An 18,177-nucleotide genomic window follows, 5' to 3' on the forward strand; every position below is an offset into this window, starting at 1 on the left:
GTCGGGCGACGCCACGCGGCATCCTCGTGCCGGGGGCGCTCACACGGTCGCGGGCGACGACGCCGACTCGAGCGGCTCACGGGGCCGCCGGCGGCTCCAGGCCACCCCGGCGAGGCAGAGCGCCCCGCCCACCATGCCGAACACGGTCGGCAGCTCGCCGAGCAGCAGCCAGGAGAGCAGCACCACGATCGCGGGCACCGCGAGCGTCGCCGACGCCGTGGCGCCGGCCGAGCTGCGCTTGAGCACGTAGGCCCACAGCAGGAACGCGATCGCCGTCGGGCCCACCCCGAGGTAGACGACCGCGAGCACGGCGGGAGTCGGGGCCTCCGAGAGCTCGACGACGGTCTGCGGCAGGAACGGCACGAGCACGAGCGCTCCGACGACGCAGCCGATCCAGGTCGCGCTCAGGGCGTCGGCCGAACGAAGCGCCACCTTCTGCACGAGCACCCCCGATGCGTAGAGCACCGCGGCGAGCACACCGAGCACGATGCCGATCGGCTCGCTGTCGGCCCCGACTCCGCCCGTCGCGATGATCACGACGCCGACGAATGCGATCCCGATGCCGACCATGAGCGGCCGCGGAAATCCCTCCTTCAGCAGCACGCCGGCCGCGAGGGCGACGAGCAGCGGGGCGATGTTCACGAGCATCGCGACGGTCCCGGCGTCGAGGTGGCGTTCGGCGATGTTCAGCACGAGCGTGTAGCCCGCGAACCAGAGCACGCCGTACGCCGCGATCAGGGCGAGCGCACGCGGGCGCGGCATGGGCGGCCTCCGCCACACGGCGATGGCGACGAGCACCACGGCTCCGACCGACTGCCGCCCGAGCGCGAGCGGCCCCGGCGAGATCGACTCCCCCACCGCGCGGATCGCGATGAATGCCGAGGCCCACAGCACGAGCACGACGACCATCGCCACGAGCACGTTCCAGCGGATCGGCTCCCGGTGCGTCGCGGCCGGTGTCTGGCGGAGGGCGGCGCTCTCGGGAGGTTGCATGGCTCCAGCCTGTTGGAGCCAACACCACAGCACAAGCGAACGATTCTACCGATCAATTCAGCAACGCTGTACGATCGATCCATGGTCGATCCGCATCGCCTCCGTGTGTTCCGCGCCGTCGTGCAGACGGGCTCGATCAATCGTGCCGCCACGCGACTGGGCTACACGCCATCGGCGGTCAGCCAGCACGTCAGCACGCTGCAGCGCGAGACCGGGCTGATGCTCATCGAGAAGCGCGGGCGCGGCATCGTGCCGACCGCCGCCGGCCTCGTCGTCGCCGAGCGCGCCTCCCGGGTGCTCGACCAGTTGGCCGACTTCGATTCCCTCGCCGACGACCTCCGCTCGGGTCGCAGCGGAACCCTGCGGATCAGTTGCTTCTCGTCCTCGAACCGCGCGTGGATGCCGGGGGTCGCCGCCGCGATGCTGGCCGAGTTCCCCGACCTGAGACTCGAGCTCAGCCTCGTCGAGCAGCACGGCCAGCTCACCGGCGAACCCGATCTCGAGCTGTACGTCGCCGAATCGGTGCGCGGCGACCGCGACCCGGCCGTCGCCGACGGCGTGGCCGACGGCTACGACATCGAGCCGCTCCGCACCGAGGGCTACGTGGCCGTCGTTCCGCTGCGGCATCCGCTCGCATCGCGACACGAGGTGAGCCTCGTCGAGCTGGCCGACGAACCGTGGATCGACAACGACTACGCTCGTGGGCCGTGCCGCGAGATCGTCCTCTCCGCCGGCACCGCGCGGGGCTTCGCTCCTCGATTCCGCCTGCAGGCGCCCGACTATGCGACGGCGTTCGACTACGTCGCCGCCGGCGTCGGCATCACGGTGCTCCCGAGGCTCGGCGCCCTCTGCCTGCCCGACGGGGTCGCCCTCGTGCCGCTCGACGACGCCGACGTTCGACGCCGCATCATGCTCAGGGTGAAGCGCTCGATGCGCACGCACCCCGCCGTGCAGCGCATGACGACGCTGCTGCGCGAGGCCGCCGGCTCCTGATCGATCAGCTCACGCGGCGACGCTTCGCCGCGATGAGGCCGAGCAGCACGCCGCCGCCGAGCAGCGCCAGCGCGAGTCCGCCCTGGAGGCCCGAGTCGGTACCGCTCGCCGCGAGTCCGGTCGTCGGGGTCGGAGCAGGAGTCGGAGTCGGGACCTTCGCGTACTCGTTCGAGACGAGCACCTCGCCGACCGCTTCGCTCGTGATCGTGACGGAGGCGGGAGTGATCGACGATGTCACCAGCGAGGCCAGCGCCGTCGCGCCGTTGCCGGGCTCGGTCACCGTGCACTCCGAGCCGACGGGGATACCGGAGACGAGCAGCGGGTGGTCCCCCGCCGCCGTACCCGCGGGAACCGTCAGCGAGCGACTGAAGTCACCGGCCTCACCGGTGCAGACGACCTCGATGGTCACGTCGCCCTGCAGTCCGGCTCCGGTTCCCGAGATGCGCTTCGTGACCTCGAGCTGGCCGGCCTCGAACCAGGTGAACGGCACGCCGGCTCGCACCGGCAGCACGGTGTTCGTGGCGAGGATCAGGGTCTGCGCCGCGGTCACGCCCGGGTTCGTGCCGTTGTAGACGTAGACGCTGCCCCTGCTGTACTCGACGGCCGCGGTGAGCCGGAACCCCATCGGAATGACGTCGGAGACGTACTGCACCCAGAGCGAGGACCCGACGTCGACGGACTCGAGGTTCGCGACGGGCTGCGTGCCCGCGGCATCCCGATAGACCTGCACCCCACGTTGTTCGAGGACGCCGGACGCGACGTTGCCGCTGACGACGAAGGGCCCGACGAGGTCGCCGGTCGACGGGAGCGATCCCGTCGGAGGCGTCACCGTCAGCTCGGGGATGACGGGGGGTGCGTCGGACGCGTTGGCGATCGCGTCGGCGACGATCGCCGAGGTCGCCCCGCGCAGCGGGCTCGCATCCGCGAGGATGAACTTGTCGGTGAAGAACCAGATCGCGGCCTGCACCGCCGCCGTCTTCTCCGCAGGCGTCGCGAGGCCCGCGGGCTCGGCCGTGTTCGGGAAGTAGTGCGTCAGGATGTACGCGACCTGCGACAGGTTGGGAATCGTCGTCTCCGACCATTCGCCCGCGTCGTAGTTCGTGCCGATGCGGGTCTCGGTCTCGAGGTCGATGCAGTACGCGACGCCCGTCGCAGTGCCGAACGAGTCCTTCAGCTGGATCTGGGCCGTCGTCTGGGAGGCCGGCGTGAGCCCGACCGGAAACGAGGGATAGCCCGCCAGCGGATCGAGCGTCGCGTCCTGCGCACCGACCGCGCTGCCGATCAGCGGGAACGAGTCGACGGTCACCTGTCCGCCGAGCGAATCGCCCACACCGACGGGAGGATCGTCGGGCACCGGCACCGCCGTGGCGGGTGCTGCGAGGCCGAGCGCCCCGATGGTCCCGAGCAGAACGGCGCAGACCGCCCCGATCGCGATCGTTCGAATGCGTTCGACGCGCATAGCCACCCCCGTGAGCCCGCGATGATCCGAGTCATCCCACGTCAGTCTGTCGGAGCAGGGGTGTCGAATCAAGGAAGGCCCGTGGAACCCGGCGTGTCGGGCCGCGGCAACGGAAATGCCCGGCCACTCGCGAGAACGCGAGCGAACGGGCATCCGTACTGCACTGTGCGACAACGGCCATTGGTGGAGATGGGGGGAATTGAACCCCCGTCCATCGCTGTGATTCCACGCCTTCTCCGGGCGCAGCCTGTGCAAGCGTTCTACTCGGCCCCGACCTTTGCCACAGGCGCCTAGGTCGACGGGCCCAGCCTGAATGAAGTCCCGCGTGTCGCTCAGGCGACCACACGCAGCAAGTTCCCTAGATGACGCCAGCTACCGGGGCGGGAACAGACCCGCGGGCTGACGGACTATCGGGCTCGCTTATGCAGCGAGGGCGAAGTCAGTGCGCTTTGCATTGGCACTTATTGTTTTCCAGAGATCGTTTACGAGATAACCCTGGATCCTCGGCCCGCTTCTCGTGGGTTCGCAGACGATGTCGAAACCGATCATCCCCATGAATCGCCGTGGCCGATCGCTCAGTCGGAACCGAGCATGCAGCCTGGCGGGCCGTTGTCGCACTGTGGAGTTGTCAATGAGCAAGAACTCAAACCCCGGGTGCCCATCGTTGATACGGCGGGTACCCGGCCTTACAGTCTAGAACAGGCGCGCCCGCTCCGCCATTCCCGAGCGGATTCATCTGGAGGTCCATGTGGCTACCGTCATCGCCGTGCGCGGCACCGCCGAGGAACGCATCGCTCCCGAGCTCGGCGCCGTCTCGCTCACCGTGAGCGTTTCGGGAGCCGAGCGGGACACGACCCTCGCGCGCACGTCGACCGCGCACGAGCAGCTCGTCGCCGAGGTGCGCGAGCTCGAGGCATCCGGTGCCCTCGACACCTGGTCGGCCGGCCAGTTGCGCGTCTCGTCGCACCGCCCGTGGAACAACGAGGGCAAGCAGCTGCCCGTCGTGCACCAGGCGAGCGCCGACGTCGAGGTCGTGTTCACCGACCTCGACCGCCTCGGCGACTGGGTCAGCACGATCTCGCTCGGCGACTCCGTCGGCATCGGCGGCATCGACTGGCGATTGACGGATGCCACGCGGCGGCGCACGCAGGAGGCCGCGCAGCGCGGTGCCGTGGCCGATGCGGTGGCGAAGGCCGCCGTCTACGCCGCCGCCCTCGGCCTCGGCGCCCCGACTCCCGTGGAACTCGCCGACACCGGCCTGCTCACGGCCCAGCCAGTGCCGCCGAGCGGCGGGGGCGAGCGGATGTTCGCGATGCGCGCCTCCGCGGACATGGCCGGCGGCGGCGGGCCGTCGCAGTTCACTCCCGCCCTGCTCGTGATCACGGCATCGGTCGAGGCGAGGTTCGCCGCCGACACCGCGTGAGTCGGCCTCGAGGCCGCGAACCGTCGAGACCGCCTGAGCCGCGAAGCCTCAGGCGGGCTCGATGAGCAGGGTCTCGAGCGCGCCGAGCGCACCGAGTTCGAGACCCGATGCGAGCAGGTACTCGCGGATCGAGCCGTGCTCGCGCTCGATGAGGTCGATGAGGTCGTCGATGGCCTCGCGAGGGCTGCCGCCCATGAGCGTGCGAAGCGCGGGCGAGTCGGGCACCCCGTGGCGCTTGACGAGCTCGACCATGCCGTCGAGCCACTCGCCGGCGAGATTCGCCTCGGTCGAGGCGTAGTCGGCCACGACCGACTCGCGATCGACGCCGACGGCGAGCAGGGCCAGCGCCACGACGACGCCCGTACGGTCCTTCCCGGCGGTGCAGTGCACGACGACCGCACGGTCGCCCGCGGTCGAGATCTCGCGCAGCGCGTCGACCACGACGGATGCGTGCTGCGTGACGATGCGCTCGTACAGCGCCTCGAGGGAGATGCCCGCCATGCCCTGCGACGCACCCGAGCCTTCGAAGACGGGCAGGCGCAGCACCTCGATGTCGAGGTCGCCGAGGTCGTCGGGCATCATCCGCGCCTCGTTCTCGTCGCGCAGGTCGATGACGATGCCGACGCCGAGTTCCCGGAGCTTCGCCTGGCCGGCGTCACCCAGACGGGCGAGCCCGTCGGAGCGGAACAGCACACCGTCGCGGACCGTGCCGGTCAGCGCCGGCAGCCCGCCGACGTCGCGGAAGTTGTAGGTGCCGGGTACCGGAATGCGCGTCGAAGTCTCCATCGAGCCGAGCCTACACGCGCCCGCCGGACGCGAGCCCGGGCGGGAAGACGACCGCGAACACGGGCTCGGCGCGACGTTCAGTCGCCGAGATTGCGCCGGCTCGCCATGGCGCGATCGGCCTCGCGCTTGTCCTGGCGCTCGCGCAGCGCATGCCGCTTGTCGTACTCGCGCTTGCCCTTCGCGACGGCGATCTCGACCTTCGCGCGCCCGCCCGAGAAGTAGATCTGCAGCGGCACGAGCGTGTAGCCGCCCTGACTCGTCCGGTGGCTGATCTTCACGATCTCCTGCTTGTGCAGGAGGAGCTTGCGCTTCCGACGCGGCGCGTGGTTGTTCCACGTGCCCTCGGTGTACTCGGGGATGTGCACGGCGTCGAGCCACATCTCGCCGCCCTCGATGAAGGCGTAGCCGTCGACGAGCGACGCCCGACCCTCGCGGAGCGATTTCACCTCGGTGCCGGTGAGCACGAGGCCCGCCTCGTAGGTGTCCTCGATCGTGTAGTCGTGGCGCGCCTTGCGGTTGGTCGCCACGACCTTCTGACCGGTCTCCCTGGGCACGTGCGGCTCCTTGCGTCGAGTGCGGATGCCCCGGGGCATCCGAGGCAGCCGTTCAGTCTAGCCGTTGCGGGCCGGGCGTGTCGAAACCCGGCCGATCAGACCTTCAGGTACCTCGTGATCGCGATGCCGGCCGAGACCGCGGCGAGCACCACGCCCACGAGTATCAGCAACGGCACGACGATCAACGCGTCGGTGAGGTCGACGAAGGTGAACGAGAGGTTGTCGGCGAGATAGCCCTGCACGAAGAAGTGCACGATCGCCACCACCGCCCCGCCGGCGAGGAGGGAGCCGATGAGTCCCGCGAACACCCCCTCGAGGATGAACGGCGTCTGGATGAACCGGTTCGATGCCCCGACGAGTCGCATGATGCCGAGTTCGCGACGTCGGGAGAACGCCGAGAGCCTGATCGTCGTCGCGATGAGCAGTGCCGCGGCGACGAGCATGATCGCCGCGACCGTGATCGCGGTGTAACTCGCCGCATTCAGCACGTCGAAGATCTGGTCGAGGTAGCGCCGCTGGTCGACGACGCCCTCGACCCCCGCCATGCCGGCGAAGCTCTCCACGAGCACGGCCGCCTGCGACGGATCGACGAGGTTCACCCAGAAGGTCTCGTTCAGCACCTCGGGCGTCACGTAGTCCGCCGCGGGAGTGCCGGCGAACTGCTCCTGGAAGTTCGCGAACGCCTGGTCGTGGTCCTCGAAGTAGAACTCATCGATGTACTTCGCGAGCGTGTCCGAGGAGAGCTGCTCCTCGATCGCGGCCTTCTGCTCCTCGGTCGCCTCGCCGTCGGTGCACCCGGCGGTCGTCGACACGCTCGTGCAGAGGTAGACGGCGACCTGGGCCCGGTCGTACCAGTAGTTCTTCATCTGGCCGATCTGCAGCTGCAGCAGCGCGGCGGTTCCGACGAAGGTCAGGGAGATGAACGTGACGAGCACGACGGAGACCACCATCGAGGCGTTGCGGCGAAGGCCGTTCGCCGCCTCGGAGAGCACGAGACCGAGCCTCATTTCGTCGGCCCCACTTCCTGGTCGTCATCGCCTTCCCGGGGGCCTCCCGGGGCCCTGAGTCCCAGCCGTTCGGCGAGGGTCAGGTGTTCGGATGCCGCGCCGGCGCCAGCCTGCTTCGGCTTCAGCTTCTCGGGGTCGACCTGGATCGTGCCCGTCGCGGCAGCGGTGATCTCGGCGGCGGCATCGGTCACGGCGTCGGTCGCCTCGGGCTCGACGTAGAGCGGTTCGGCGTCGCGCATGATCTCGGGGGTGACCTTCGGTGCGGCGACGGCGGCCATGGCGGCCTCGGGCTGGCCCGGCTGACCTGACGGGGCCGGCTCGCCGGCCTCCCCGGCCTCCTGTTCGGGCACGTAGTCGACGTCGCGCACGGTCTGCCCGTCGTAGCCGGCGCTGCGCTCGTCGCGCACGATGTCGCCGGCCGAGAGCTCGATGACCCTGCGGCGCATCTGGTCGACGATGCCGGCCTCGTGGGTCGCCATGACGATCGTCGTGCCGCTCGCGTTGATGCGCTCGAGCAGCGTCATGATGCCCGCGCTCGTCACGGGGTCGAGGTTGCCGGTCGGCTCGTCGGCGAGCAGGATCTGCGGCTTGTTGACGATCGCCCGCGCGATCGCGACGCGCTGCTGCTCACCGCCCGAGAGTTCGTGGGGCATCCGCTTGCCCTTGCCGTCGAGCCCGACGAGCTTCAGCGTCTCGGGCACCGCCGACTGCACGTAGCCCCGCGACTTGCCGATGACGCGCAGCGTGAAGGCGACGTTCTCGTAGACGGACTTGTTCGGCAGCAGCCGGAAGTCCTGGAAGACGACGCCGAGGTCGCGCCGGAAGTACGGCACCTTGCGCGTCGAGATCGAACCCAGGTCTTGACCGAGCACGTGGATGGCGCCCTTCGACGGCTTCTCCTCTTTGAGGATGAGCCGGAGGAAGCTCGACTTGCCGGAGCCGGACGCGCCGACGAGGAAGACGAACTCCCCGCGGAGGATCTCGACCCCGATGTCGTTGAGGGCGGGCCTCGCCTGGCCGGGGTAGGTCTTGGTGACGGAGTCGAAGCGGATCATCGCAATCGAGCCTAAGGAAGGGGCAGGCAAAAGTGGGCAGCGACACCGGGATTCCGGGTCGCCGCCCACTTGATAGGGACGACCGGCTCTACACGCCGGCGAATCCCACGATCAGGTAGAGCACGAGTGACGCCACCGCCGCGACGGCCGCGTACGGCAGGATCGCCGTCATGAGGTTCAGCGGCTTGATGCCGGTCGACCGCGACGCGAGGATGATGCCGTCGCCGTAGAGGCACGTCGTCGAGCCGAGCGCCGCACCCGAGAACACGGCGGCGCCCGCGATGATCGGGTTCACGTCCATCGCGAAGGCGAGCGGGATCACGATCGGCGTGATGACGGCCGCGAGATCCCAGAACGAGCCGGTCGCGTAGGCGTAGACGCCGCAGACGAGGAACACCATGGCGGGCAGCAGCGCGCCGCTCATGACCGGCTGGGTCGCGTCGATGACCCAGTCGGCGAGGTGCAGGTCGATGTTCATGTGCTGCACCATGAAGGCGAGCGCGGTGAGCACGATAACGAAGAGCATGCTGCCGACGCCGTCGAACGCGGCCTCGAGCACGCCCTTGATCTTCAGGCGTCGCTGCACCGTGTACATGACGATGGCGACGATGAGCGCGGCGACCGTGCCCTTCAGCACGTCGACCTCGGTGAGGATCGTCACGGCGATCATGACCGCGATCGGCACGAGGAAGTTCCAGGGACGCGGCTTCGCGTACTCGGGGGCACGCGTCGCGACCGCCGTGGCGGTTGCCGCGGTCGCCGTCTCGGGTGCCGATGCGACGGCGCGGCCGGCGTCGTCGCCCGCGACGGCGAACTCGCCGACCTCGGCGTTCAGTGGCAGGCCGCCCTCGGCCTCGCGCTCCTCGGCGGTGGTGCCGACGGGGAACACGTCGCCCGTGGCATCCGCCCGCGCGATGTCCTTCTTCAGGGCGCCGAGCTTCGGGAACCAGCCGAACGCGACGAGTGCGGCGATCGCGATCGCGATCCAGCCGAAGAAGATGAACGGGATGGCTTGGAGGTAGGCGCCGAAGCCGGAGCCGTTGGCGGTGACGCCCTGCGCCTCGAGCAGGCCCGCGAAGAACAGCGCCCACGTCGAGAACGGCACGATCACGGCGATCGGAGCCGCCGTCATCTTCATGATCGTGCCGAGTTCGGTGCGCGGCACGTTGTAGCGGTCGGTGACGGCCTTCATCGACGTGCCGACGGTGAGCACGTTCAGGTAGTCGTCGACGAAGAGCACGATGCTCAGCAGGAAGCTCAGCACGGTGGACTTGCGCCGCGAGTTCACGAAGCGCTCGGCCCACGCCGCGAACTCCCGCACGGCGCCCGAGCGCTCGAAGAGCGTGATCAGGATGCCGAAGAGCACGACGACGAGCATGAGCCACTGCAGGGTCTCGTCGGCCATGGCGGTGCCGAAGTAGCCGATCCAGGAGTCGAAGAACTCCCAGCCGCCGAGCAGCACGGCACCGGCGAGGGTGCCGCAGAGCATCGCGAAGAGCGTGCGCCGGGTGAGCACGGCCACGACGAGGATGATGACGACGGGGAGGAGCGCGAGCGCGCCGACGTCTTGCATGGTTGCCTCTGATTCGAAGGGGGTCAGGCGGCGGATGCCGCGAACACGGGTTGCCCGTCGACGATCGTCGTCAGCACGGGGAGGTGCAGCAGTTCGTCCGCGTCGACGTCGAGCGGGCTGTCGGCCCAGACGACGAGGTCGGCGCGGTAGCCCGGCGCGATGACGCCGAGATCGCGGTCGCCCTGGGCCTCTGCGGCCCAGACGGTGTAGCCCTGTAGGGCTTCGTACGGCGTGAGCACCTGGTCGGGCTCGAACACCGGGGCGTCGCGGTTGCCGGGCTCGCGGCGGAGCCGCGCCCAGGCGAGCCCGATGCGCGCATCGGTCTGCGCGACGGGCCAGTCGGAGCCGAGCGCCACCGGGGCGCCGGCGTCGATCATGTCGCGCACCCGCCAGCCGAGGGCGGCGCGCTCGGGGCCGAGTCGTTCGGCCCAGAAGTCGGAGCCGTCGGCCTTGCGCCACTGCATGTGCAGCGGCTGCACCGACGCGGTGATGCCCGTGTGCGCCATGCGGCGGAGGTCTCGGTCGGCGAGCAGCTCGAGGTGCTCGATGCGGTGGGCGGCGGTGCCGTTCGAGTGCACGCCCGCGGCGAGGTAGGCGTCGATCGTCTCGCCGATCGCGCGGTCGCCGATCGCATGCGTCGCGATCTGGAAGCCGGCTTCGGCGTAGCGGTGCACGACGCGTTCGAACTCATCGGCGTCGGCCCAGAACGAGGTGCCGCCGTCGCCGTGGGTGTCGGGTTCGTAGAGCCATCCGGTACCGGTGTCGATGACGCCGTCGGCGAAGAGCTTCACGAGGCCGCCGCGCCACCGCTTGCCGCTGCGGTCGCGCTGCGCGAGGTAGTGGAGCGTGCGCTCCTCGTCGTAGCCGGGGTTGTGCGCCATCGCAGAGACGATGCGCACGGGCAGCCCGCTCGGGTCCTCGGGGTCGGCGGAGGCCCCGCCGTCGAGCTCCTCGAGCAGGTCGAGGTTCGCGGGGTTGCCGTCCATGATGCATCCGCCGGTGATGCCCGATGCAGCGAGGCCGCCGAGGATGTCGCGAACCCGGTCGAGGGTCTCTGCGCGCGTGTACTCGGGCGCGGTGCGCAGCACGATGTCGAACGCCGAGTCCTCGCGGAGCGCGCCGGTCGGCCGCCCGGAGTCGTCGACGACGATCTCGGAGGTGTCGCCGAAGCTGCGTGCGCCGGTGATGCCCGAGCGGCGCAGCGCCTCGGTGTTGGCGAGTGCGGTGTGACCGTCGAAGAAGATCAGGAACGCCGGGGCTCCGGCGGTGGCGCCGTCGATCGCCGCCGCGGTCATCGGCAGGCTCGTGAAGAGGTCGTAGTCGACGTTCCAGCCGCGCACCCAGCCGCCCGCCGAGCCGTCGGCGACACGGGCGGTCTCGTCGCCGAGCATGCGCAGGAACGTCTCGGGGTCGCGCACTCCCCCGAAGTCGATGCCCACCGCGAGCTCGATGCCCTGGATGGGGTGCATGTGGGCGTCGATGAGCCCTGGGGTGACGGATGCCCCGGCGAGATCCCGCACGACGGTGCGCGGGCCGCGGTAGTCGGCGAGATCGGCGGCGGTGCCGACCGCGAGGATGCGACCCGCACGGATCGCGACGGCGGATGCCTCCGGCTGACGCGGATTCATCGTGATCACGCGCGCGCCGATGAGGATGGTGTCGGCGATGACCCCGTGCATGTGTGCTCGCTTCCCGCTCGCCTTCATCGGCGGCGAAATTTAATGTGGTTAAATTCGGGCACACGCTACTCCCGTCTACGCTCATCGACAAATCCCCTGCGTCGACCACCTCGAAGGAGCCCCGTGAGTCCCACTCCGGCCAAGCGAAGTGCGGGTCGCCCGCGCACATCGGTGCTGAGCGCCGAGCACATCGTCGACGCGGCGTTCGCCCTCGCCCGCACGGCAGGACCCGACGGCTTCACGATGGCGGCGCTCGCACGCTCGCTCTCGGTGCATCCCCCGGCGCTGTACCACTACTTCGGCGGCAAGGCCGATGTCGTGCGGGCCATGCGGGGGCGCGTCGCAGAGCTCCTCGACGTCTCGGGATTCGACACCCCCGAGATGACGCTTGCCGATGCCGTGCTGCGGTGGGCGCACTCCTACCGTTCGGCGTTCGCCACGCACCCCGCAGCCATCGCCCTGCTCGCGACCACGGCGATCGACGGCCAGGAGCGCTCGGTCGCGAACTACGAGTCGATCACGCGGCGGTTCGTGGCGGAGGGCTGGCCCGTGGGCGGCGCCGTCGACGCCATCGTCGCCCTCGAGTCGTTCATCATCGGATCGGCGCTCGACACGCTCGCACCGGCCGACATCATGTCCCCCGGTGCTGCAGCCTCCCTCGCACCGACCTTCAGCCGCGCCGAAGCCCTGCGGAGCGTGAAGTCCGCGGCGCAGGGCGTGCAGCCCGCCGACCGCTCGTTCGACCTCGGCCTCGCGGCGCTCGTCGGCGGCCTGCCCGCAGCGCTCGCCGCGGCGGTCGAGGCCGAGCGCGTCTGAGCGCCGAGCGCGTCTGAGCGCCGGCGCGTCCGAGCGCGCTGGATCAGGCGGCTCGGCCGACCGGGGCCGGAGGCATCCGCTTCGCTCGAGCGCCTACTCGGTGGGGCGCTTGCGCCACTTGATGCCGGCGGAGATGAACCCGTCGATGTCGCCGTCGAAGACGTGGCTCGGGTTGCCGACCTCGTACTCGGTGCGCAGGTCCTTCACCATCTGGTACGGCGCGAGCACGTAGGAGCGCATCTGGTCGCCCCAGCTCGCGGTGATGTTGCCCGCGAGCTCCTTCTTCTGCGCCGCCTCCTGCTCCTTCTGGATGAGGAGGAGTCGCGACTGCAGCACGCGCATGGCGGCCGCACGGTTCTGGATCTGGGACTTCTCGTTCTGCATCGAGACGACCGTGCCGGTCGGGAGGTGGGTGATGCGCACGGCGGAGTCGGTCGTGTTGACGGACTGGCCGCCGGGGCCGCTCGAGCGGAAGACGTCGACGCGGATGTCGTTCTCGGGGATGTCGACCTCCTGCGCCTCCTCCATGAGCGGGATGACCTCGACGGCCGCGAAGCTCGTCTGGCGCTTGCCCGCAGCGCCGAAGGGGCTCATGCGCACGAGGCGGTGCGTGCCGGCCTCGACGCTCAGCGTGCCGAAGGCGTAGGGCGCGTCGATCTCGAACGTCGCCGACTTGATGCCCGCCTCCTCGGCGTAGCTCGTGTCCATGACGGTGGTCTTGTAGCCGTGCTTCTCGGCCCAGCGCAGGTACATGCGCATGAGCATCTCGGCGAAGTCGGCGGCGTCGACGCCGCCGGCGCCGGCGCGGATGGTGATGACCGCCGGGCGGTCGTCCCACTCGCCGTCGAGCAGCGTCTGCACCTCGAGGTCGCCGATCGCCTTCTGCAGCGACTCGAGCTCGGTGCGGGCCTCTGCGGCGCTGTCTTCGTCGCCCATCTCGTTGGCGAGCTCGATGAGCACCTCGAGGTCGTCGAGTCGCGAGTCGATGCTCGTGACGCGCGCGAGCTCGGACTGACGATGGCTGAGCGCGCTCGTCACCTTCTGCGCGTTCGCGGTGTCGTCCCAGAGATCGGGGGCGCCCGCCTCTTCTGAGAGCCGCTCGATGTCGGCGGTGATGGCGTCGACGTCGACGACTGCGCGAATGTCGCTGAAGGTGGAGCGCAGCGCGGCGATCTCCTGCGAGAGGTCAAGATCCAACATGGCGTCCCCAGCCTACGCGAGTCGCCCGCCCGCATGGTGCATCGCCCGCGCGGGTGTAGCGTCGAATCGATGACCGATTCCACGCCCCGATTCTCGTGGCGTTCGATCATCCTCCCGGTCTACCTGCCGACCCTCGTGTTCTCGCTCGGCGAGGGCGCGATGATCCCGATCGTGCCGCTCGTGGCGAGCGAACGCGGCGCCTCGCTCGCACTCGCCGGCCTCATCGCCGCGATGCTCATGGTCGGCGAGCTCGCCGGAGACCTGCCCGCCGGATGGCTCGTGGCCCGCATCGGCGAACGCAACGCGATGATCGGGGCCGCGATGCTCGCCGTCATCGGCGTGCTCATCGCCATCGTCTCCCCCACGCTGCCTGCGCTCGCCATCGGCGTCTTCCTCCTCGGGCTCGCCACGGCCGTGTTCGGACTCGCTCGGCACGCGTTCCTGACGAGCTACGTGCCGGTGCGAACGCGGGCTCGAGCCCTCTCGACACTCGGCGGCGTGTTCCGCGCGGGCTGGGCGGTCGGCCCTTTCGTCGCCGCCGCGATCATCGCGTCGACCGGGTCGAGCGAGGCCGTCTTCTGGGTGCTCGTCGGGGCGTGCTTCGCGGTGGTCGGCGTGCTCGTGCTGCTGCCCGACCCCGAGCGAGTGTTCGGTGCCGCGAGGCTCGCGCGCGAGGCATCCGCTGCTTCGACCACGACGGATGCCTCGGGCGCACCCCTCACCGCAGGCGAAGCCGAGGCGGCGGCCGAGTCGTCGCCGAGCGTGTTCCGCGCGATCCGCGAGAACCGCGGGGTGCTCGCGCGCATCGGCACCGGGGTCGGGCTGCTCGCGGCGGTGCGCGTGAGTCGCACGGTCGTGCTGCCGCTGTGGTCGGTCTCGATCGGCATGCCGGCCGAGCAGGCGGCCCTCGTGATCGGCATCTCGGGCACGATCGACTTCGCCCTCTTCTACGCGAGCGGCCAGATCATGGATCGGTTCGGGCGGCTCTGGAGCGCGATCCCCGGCCTCCTCGGCATGGCCGTCGGGCACATCGCCCTCGCGTTCACGCACGACCTGCCGTCGAACGCCGTGTGGTTCACGATCATCGCCGTCTGGCTCGGCCTGGCGAACGGCGTCACGAGCGGCATCATCATGACGCTCGGCGCCGACCTCGCCCCGAAGCAGAACCCGGCGCCGTTCCTCGGAGCGTTCCGCATGATCGGCGACACCGGCGGCGCGGGGGCGCCGCTCATGATCGCGGCGGTCACCTCGATCGCGTCGATCATGGTGGCGAACGTCGCCGTCGGAGTGCTCGGCCTGGTCGGCGCGGCGATGCTCTGGCGCTGGATCCCGCGCTACGTGCCGCACCGGCGGCGCTGAGGCGGGCGCTCGGGCCGGCGCCGGCTCAGCCCGTCGCCGGCTAGGCCGCCGTCGGGGTGCCGAACGACAGCACGACGAGGATGAGCTGGAAGACGAGCACGAACCCGCCGACCGTCACGGCGCCGATCCACAGCCACCCCGCCACGAGCGTCGGGTCCTTCTTCACCTCGCGCCGACCACGGAGCCCCAGCACCACGGCGAGCGCCGACAACGGCAGCGCGGCGAGCGCGGGGGTCAGCAACGACAACGCGGCGAGCACGACGGCGATGATCGCGATCCAGGCGTAGCGGCGCCCGTCGGCCTGACCCGACCCGCCGGCACTTCGCCCCGCCCCGTTGCTCATCGCCCGTTGACCTTCTCGATCGCCATCACGAGCACGACCCGGTCGGCCTTGTCGGCGGGCGCCTGCTCGTTCGGGTTGCCGTAGCGCTTGCCGAGGCGCACGTACATGGCCCCTTCGGGGTCGGGCAGCGCCTCGACGAGGCGCCCGCGCACCTCGACGTACTTGAGCGGGTTCTCGGGGTCGGTCATCTCGAGCGTCATGCGCGGGTCTGCCTGGAGGTTGCGGAACTTCGCGCGCTTCGAGGTGTGCGTGAACCGGATCGTCTGCGTCTCGGGGTCGAACTCGAACCACATCGGGTTGACCTGCACCTCGCCGTTCGGCCGCACGGTGCCGAGGTGCGCGAACACCGGCGACGAGAGAATGCGGGCGAAGTGGTCTGAGATCTCGACGGTCATGCCTCCAGTCAATCGCACACCGCATGCTCGGCGAAACACCGGACCGCGGTCCGTCGATACCCCGCACCGCCCTCACATCGCGAATCGTTCGACGAGCACCCCGTGCCGAAGGCCGCGATCGCTGACGACGAGCGAGTCGACGCCGAGCTTCTCGAGCACCGTCCGCACGATGCACGCGCCGGCGAGGATCACCTCGGCGCGGTTCGGCTGCAACCCCGTCAGTTCACGGCGTTGATCGGCGGACCGGGTGCGATAGAGCTCGATCTGGCGCTCGATCTCGGCGACGTCGAGCCGGGTCCCCTGGATCGCCTCCGGGTCGTACGGCTCGAGCCCGAGGCTGACCGCCGCCATGTTGGTGACTCCCCCGCCCATCCCGACGACCAGCTCGGGGGCCTCGCGCCCGTCGATGCGGGAGAGCTCCGTGCCGATCGCGTCACGTGCCGCGGTGACGGTCGCCTGCGGCACGGCCCGGTCGAGACCGAACCGTTCCGTGAACCGGGCGGCGCCGACGTTCACGCTGAACTGCTCCGCGATCCGTCCGGGCGCCCCGAACGTGAACTGCGAACTGCCGCCTCCGGTGTCGAACACGACGACACCTCCGGCGATGCCGAGCGCCGACGTCGCCGCGACGTAGGCGAGCCTGGCTTCGTCCTCGCCCGGGATCACCTCGATCTCGACACCGAACCGCGTACGGACCGCTGCGATGAGTTCTTCGGCGTTCGGCGCCATCCGCATCCCCGCCGTCCCGACGGCGGCGGTCGCCTCGACGCCGAGGCCCGCGGCCTCCGCCGCCATGGCCCCGATCGCGTCGACGGTCCGTGCGATCGGCTCGGGCCTCAGACGGCCCGTCTCGTCGAGGCCCTCGCCGAGCCTCGTGACCTCCGCGTGATCGACGATCGTGCGCCATGTTCCGTCGGGAGCCCGCTCGCCGATGTGCAGCTTGACCGAGTTCGTCCCGACATCGATGACGGCGAACCTGCGGCCGCTCATCCCACACCCGCGATCACCTTGAGCACGCGAGCCATGCAGGTGTTCGGCCGGTCGGCCAGCCCGAGCTCGGCGACCGCAGCGACCACCACGGCGGGATCCTCCATCTCGACCGCGATCGTGCGCGTCGAACGGCCTGCCGCCGTCAGTTCCGAGAGCTCGGCCATTGCACCGCCGACCGTGTATCTGGCCCGCCGCTTGTGAACGCCGACCGCCCGGAGTTCGGAGCGAGGGAGCACGACCTCTGCGACCAGCTCGTCGAGCGTGTACTCCTGGCGGTCGAGCTGCGGTCGAGGCATCCCGAGCTCGTCGAGCACGGTGACGACGTCGGCGCTGGTCAGTGGGAACTCCGCCTTCAGGATGGGGAGCCACTGCTCGAGCCCGTCGTCGTTCACCGCTTCGAGGTGCTTGACGTCCATCAGCCCGCCACGCACCTTCACCGAGGCGTCGCTGCGCACCGACAGCAGGTAGGTCTCATCGCTCTCCTCGACCCTCGCCGGTGTCAGCGCGGCGAAGCGCTCCTCTGCGGGTCCGAAGGTCTCGCCGAAGGTGCGCCACTCCCAGCGCGGGGTGATCGTCATGCGCCGACCCGCAGCGCCGATGCGAAGTACTCGAGCGCCTTCCGCGTCTTCGTCTGCTGCTCGGCGGTGAGGTCGATGCCCCGGCCGGCGAGGAAGGCACGTGTCTCAGCCGCCACCTGGAACGCCTCGTTCGTTCGACAGCGGGTGGAGAGCTCGACGATCCGACCTCCGTCGGGATAGAGCCAGACCTCTGCGACCATGCGACGCCCCAGGCCTTCGGGGGTGAACCGCTCCTTGAGCACGAAGATCGGGCCGAGGATCGAGAGGTCGTCGAGCGTGATCCCGTCGGGCGCGTGCGCACTGAAGAACGCCCGCTGCTCCTTGGAGAAGAGCTTCCGCAGCGGCCGTTCTCCCTGGAGCGCCGCTTGCACGTCGGTCGGGCCCAGCTCGCCCTTCATCGAGCCCGAGCAGACGAAGCCACCGGGGAGCGCGTCGACCTCGACGGTGAACGACGCGGAACTGCGAAGCTCCGCCGACAGCGACGACGGCACGAGCGGGCGGAGCTTGATCACCGAGTCGTTGCCCTTCCCCTGGATTCGGCGCGCACGAACGACGACGCCGGCGCGGTCGAGCGCGAGATCGGGGGTGTCGAAGAACGTGATGAGCCGGATCTGCGCGTCGATCGGGTCGATGCCGAGCGCTGTCACCGTCGACCGCAGGGCCGAGTCCGGCACGGTGAGCTTGAGTTCGATGCTGTCGGACTCGACGAGCAACGGCAGCAACTCCTGCAGCTGCTCGTCGGTGAGGCCCTGCCGCGTCGCTGCGGTGTCGGTCATGTGTTCCTCCCACCCATCGGAACGCACGCCGACCAGCGGTCGGTCGTGCACAGCAGGGGCTGCCCGCGTCATCCCGGGTCTCCCCCATGAGCAACTCTCGACCCAACGGTGTGCAGCGTCAAGAGTTCGACGAACGCAGCGGATGCCGCGACGGCCCTCGGTCTCATCGCCCGTCGGCGGTCGCCTGCTCGTTCGGGC

18 protein-coding genes and 1 other RNA gene are annotated in these 18,177 nt (G+C 70.0%); 4 read left to right on the forward strand and 15 right to left on the reverse strand.

Translation table 11 applies throughout. The features are described 5' to 3' along the window. Positions 1–39: 39 nt before the first annotated feature. Complete coding sequence (locus ACFTQE_RS09725) at positions 40–993, reverse strand: DMT family transporter (protein WP_376924863.1); 954 nt, start codon at positions 991–993, stop codon at positions 40–42. An 81-nt stretch (positions 994–1,074) separates the two neighbouring features. On the opposite strand from ACFTQE_RS09725, the gene ACFTQE_RS09730 reads away from it, so the two are divergent. Beyond that, positions 1,075–1,986 carry a LysR family transcriptional regulator gene (locus ACFTQE_RS09730; protein WP_376924864.1) on the forward strand — a complete coding sequence of 304 codons (912 nt, stop codon included), beginning with the start codon at positions 1,075–1,077 and terminating at the stop codon, positions 1,984–1,986. A 4-nt stretch (positions 1,987–1,990) separates the two neighbouring features. On the opposite strand, the gene ACFTQE_RS09735 is transcribed toward ACFTQE_RS09730, so the two are convergent. After that, positions 1,991–3,445, reverse strand: coding sequence for a thioester domain-containing protein (locus tag ACFTQE_RS09735; protein ID WP_376924865.1), 1,455 nt, complete (start codon positions 3,443–3,445; stop codon positions 1,991–1,993). 181 nt (positions 3,446–3,626) lie between these two features. Then, positions 3,627–3,998, reverse strand: a transfer-messenger RNA (tmRNA) gene (ssrA, locus tag ACFTQE_RS09740). 195 nt (positions 3,999–4,193) lie between these two features. Between ssrA and ACFTQE_RS09745 the strand changes: the two genes are divergently transcribed. Further along, positions 4,194–4,868, forward strand: coding sequence for an SIMPL domain-containing protein (locus ACFTQE_RS09745; RefSeq protein ID WP_376924866.1), 675 nt, complete (start codon positions 4,194–4,196; stop codon positions 4,866–4,868). A 48-nt stretch (positions 4,869–4,916) separates the two neighbouring features. Here ACFTQE_RS09745 and ACFTQE_RS09750 read toward each other — a convergent pair whose 3' ends face one another. The 6 genes from ACFTQE_RS09750 to ACFTQE_RS09775 all read right to left on the reverse strand — a co-directional run bounded on the left by ACFTQE_RS09750 (position 4,917) and on the right by ACFTQE_RS09775 (position 11,522). Next, on the reverse strand, positions 4,917–5,654 hold the full coding sequence (locus ACFTQE_RS09750) for a tyrosine-protein phosphatase (RefSeq protein WP_376924867.1): 738 nt from the start codon (positions 5,652–5,654) through the stop codon (positions 4,917–4,919). Between the two features lie 77 nt (positions 5,655–5,731). Beyond that, positions 5,732–6,208 (reverse strand): SsrA-binding protein SmpB, encoded by a 477-nt coding sequence (gene smpB / locus ACFTQE_RS09755; protein WP_376924868.1) that lies wholly within the window; start codon positions 6,206–6,208, stop codon positions 5,732–5,734. 95 nt (positions 6,209–6,303) lie between these two features. Then, the gene (gene ftsX / locus ACFTQE_RS09760) at positions 6,304–7,215 is read right to left on the reverse strand and encodes a permease-like cell division protein FtsX (protein ID WP_375834058.1); all 912 of its coding nucleotides are present in this window, start codon (positions 7,213–7,215) and stop codon (positions 6,304–6,306) included. Continuing rightward, the gene (gene ftsE / locus ACFTQE_RS09765) at positions 7,212–8,270 is read right to left on the reverse strand and encodes a cell division ATP-binding protein FtsE (RefSeq protein WP_376924869.1); all 1,059 of its coding nucleotides are present in this window, start codon (positions 8,268–8,270) and stop codon (positions 7,212–7,214) included. The genes ftsX and ftsE overlap by 4 nt, the downstream gene beginning before the upstream one ends. Before the next feature lie 88 nt (positions 8,271–8,358). Further along, positions 8,359–9,843 carry a Na+/H+ antiporter NhaC family protein gene (locus ACFTQE_RS09770; RefSeq protein ID WP_376924870.1) on the reverse strand — a complete coding sequence of 495 codons (1,485 nt, stop codon included), beginning with the start codon at positions 9,841–9,843 and terminating at the stop codon, positions 8,359–8,361. A gap of 23 nt (positions 9,844–9,866) precedes the next feature. Further along, entirely contained in the window at positions 9,867–11,522 is a 1,656-nt protein-coding gene (locus ACFTQE_RS09775) for an amidohydrolase (RefSeq protein WP_376924871.1), read from the reverse strand. Positions 11,523–11,645: 123 nt separating this feature from the next. On the opposite strand from ACFTQE_RS09775, the gene ACFTQE_RS09780 reads away from it, so the two are divergent. After that, complete coding sequence (locus ACFTQE_RS09780; RefSeq protein WP_376924872.1) at positions 11,646–12,338, forward strand: TetR/AcrR family transcriptional regulator; 693 nt, start codon at positions 11,646–11,648, stop codon at positions 12,336–12,338. A 93-nt stretch (positions 12,339–12,431) separates the two neighbouring features. Here ACFTQE_RS09780 and prfB read toward each other — a convergent pair whose 3' ends face one another. Then, positions 12,432–13,538, reverse strand: coding sequence for a peptide chain release factor 2 (prfB, locus tag ACFTQE_RS09785; RefSeq protein ID WP_376924873.1), 1,107 nt, complete (start codon positions 13,536–13,538; stop codon positions 12,432–12,434). A gap of 69 nt (positions 13,539–13,607) precedes the next feature. On the opposite strand from prfB, the gene ACFTQE_RS09790 reads away from it, so the two are divergent. Further along, the gene (locus ACFTQE_RS09790) at positions 13,608–14,897 is read left to right on the forward strand and encodes an MFS transporter (protein WP_376924874.1); all 1,290 of its coding nucleotides are present in this window, start codon (positions 13,608–13,610) and stop codon (positions 14,895–14,897) included. Between the two features lie 40 nt (positions 14,898–14,937). Here ACFTQE_RS09790 and ACFTQE_RS09795 read toward each other — a convergent pair whose 3' ends face one another. The 5 genes from ACFTQE_RS09795 to ACFTQE_RS09815 form a co-directional block, all read right to left on the reverse strand. Then, positions 14,938–15,240, reverse strand: coding sequence for a hypothetical protein (locus ACFTQE_RS09795; protein ID WP_376924875.1), 303 nt, complete (start codon positions 15,238–15,240; stop codon positions 14,938–14,940). Next, entirely contained in the window at positions 15,237–15,635 is a 399-nt protein-coding gene (locus ACFTQE_RS09800; RefSeq protein ID WP_376924876.1) for a PPOX class F420-dependent oxidoreductase, read from the reverse strand. Before ACFTQE_RS09800 ends, ACFTQE_RS09795 begins: the two co-directional genes overlap by 4 nt. 72 nt (positions 15,636–15,707) lie before the next feature. Then, positions 15,708–16,625, reverse strand: coding sequence for a hypothetical protein (locus ACFTQE_RS09805; protein ID WP_376924877.1), 918 nt, complete (start codon positions 16,623–16,625; stop codon positions 15,708–15,710). Next, the gene (locus tag ACFTQE_RS09810) at positions 16,622–17,203 is read right to left on the reverse strand and encodes a hypothetical protein (protein ID WP_376924878.1); all 582 of its coding nucleotides are present in this window, start codon (positions 17,201–17,203) and stop codon (positions 16,622–16,624) included. Before ACFTQE_RS09810 ends, ACFTQE_RS09805 begins: the two co-directional genes overlap by 4 nt. Then, positions 17,200–17,979, reverse strand: coding sequence for a hypothetical protein (locus ACFTQE_RS09815; RefSeq protein ID WP_376924879.1), 780 nt, complete (start codon positions 17,977–17,979; stop codon positions 17,200–17,202). Before ACFTQE_RS09815 ends, ACFTQE_RS09810 begins: the two co-directional genes overlap by 4 nt. Between the last annotated feature and the right edge of the window lie 198 nt (positions 17,980–18,177).

Origin of the sequence: Agromyces sp. NPDC056965 (genome assembly GCF_042673425.1) — a bacterium.
Classification (GTDB): Bacteria; Actinomycetota; Actinomycetes; order Actinomycetales; family Microbacteriaceae; genus Agromyces.

Excerpts from the sequence above, each read along its gene's own strand:
- ACFTQE_RS09795 (WP_376924875.1), bottom strand. The coding sequence starts at position 15,240 with ATGAGCAACGGGGCGGGGCGAAGTGCCGGCGGGTCGGGTCAGGCCGAC.
- ACFTQE_RS09810 (WP_376924878.1), bottom strand. The coding sequence starts at position 17,203 with ATGACGATCACCCCGCGCTGGGAGTGGCGCACCTTCGGCGAGACCTTC.
- ACFTQE_RS09815 (WP_376924879.1), bottom strand. The coding sequence starts at position 17,979 with ATGACCGACACCGCAGCGACGCGGCAGGGCCTCACCGACGAGCAGCTG.
- prfB (WP_376924873.1), bottom strand. The coding sequence starts at position 13,538 with ATGTTGGATCTTGACCTCTCGCAGGAGATCGCCGCGCTGCGCTCCACC.
- ftsE (WP_376924869.1), bottom strand. The coding sequence starts at position 8,270 with ATGATCCGCTTCGACTCCGTCACCAAGACCTACCCCGGCCAGGCGAGG.
- ACFTQE_RS09750 (WP_376924867.1), bottom strand. The coding sequence starts at position 5,654 with ATGGAGACTTCGACGCGCATTCCGGTACCCGGCACCTACAACTTCCGC.
- ACFTQE_RS09725 (WP_376924863.1), bottom strand. The coding sequence starts at position 993 with ATGCAACCTCCCGAGAGCGCCGCCCTCCGCCAGACACCGGCCGCGACG.
- ACFTQE_RS09790 (WP_376924874.1), top strand. The coding sequence starts at position 13,608 with ATGACCGATTCCACGCCCCGATTCTCGTGGCGTTCGATCATCCTCCCG.
- ACFTQE_RS09775 (WP_376924871.1), bottom strand. The coding sequence starts at position 11,522 with ATGCACGGGGTCATCGCCGACACCATCCTCATCGGCGCGCGCGTGATC.
- ACFTQE_RS09770 (WP_376924870.1), bottom strand. The coding sequence starts at position 9,843 with ATGCAAGACGTCGGCGCGCTCGCGCTCCTCCCCGTCGTCATCATCCTC.
- ACFTQE_RS09730 (WP_376924864.1), top strand. The coding sequence starts at position 1,075 with ATGGTCGATCCGCATCGCCTCCGTGTGTTCCGCGCCGTCGTGCAGACG.
- ACFTQE_RS09805 (WP_376924877.1), bottom strand. The coding sequence starts at position 16,625 with ATGAGCGGCCGCAGGTTCGCCGTCATCGATGTCGGGACGAACTCGGTC.
- ftsX (WP_375834058.1), bottom strand. The coding sequence starts at position 7,215 with ATGAGGCTCGGTCTCGTGCTCTCCGAGGCGGCGAACGGCCTTCGCCGC.
- ACFTQE_RS09735 (WP_376924865.1), bottom strand. The coding sequence starts at position 3,445 with ATGCGCGTCGAACGCATTCGAACGATCGCGATCGGGGCGGTCTGCGCC.
- ACFTQE_RS09800 (WP_376924876.1), bottom strand. The coding sequence starts at position 15,635 with ATGACCGTCGAGATCTCAGACCACTTCGCCCGCATTCTCTCGTCGCCG.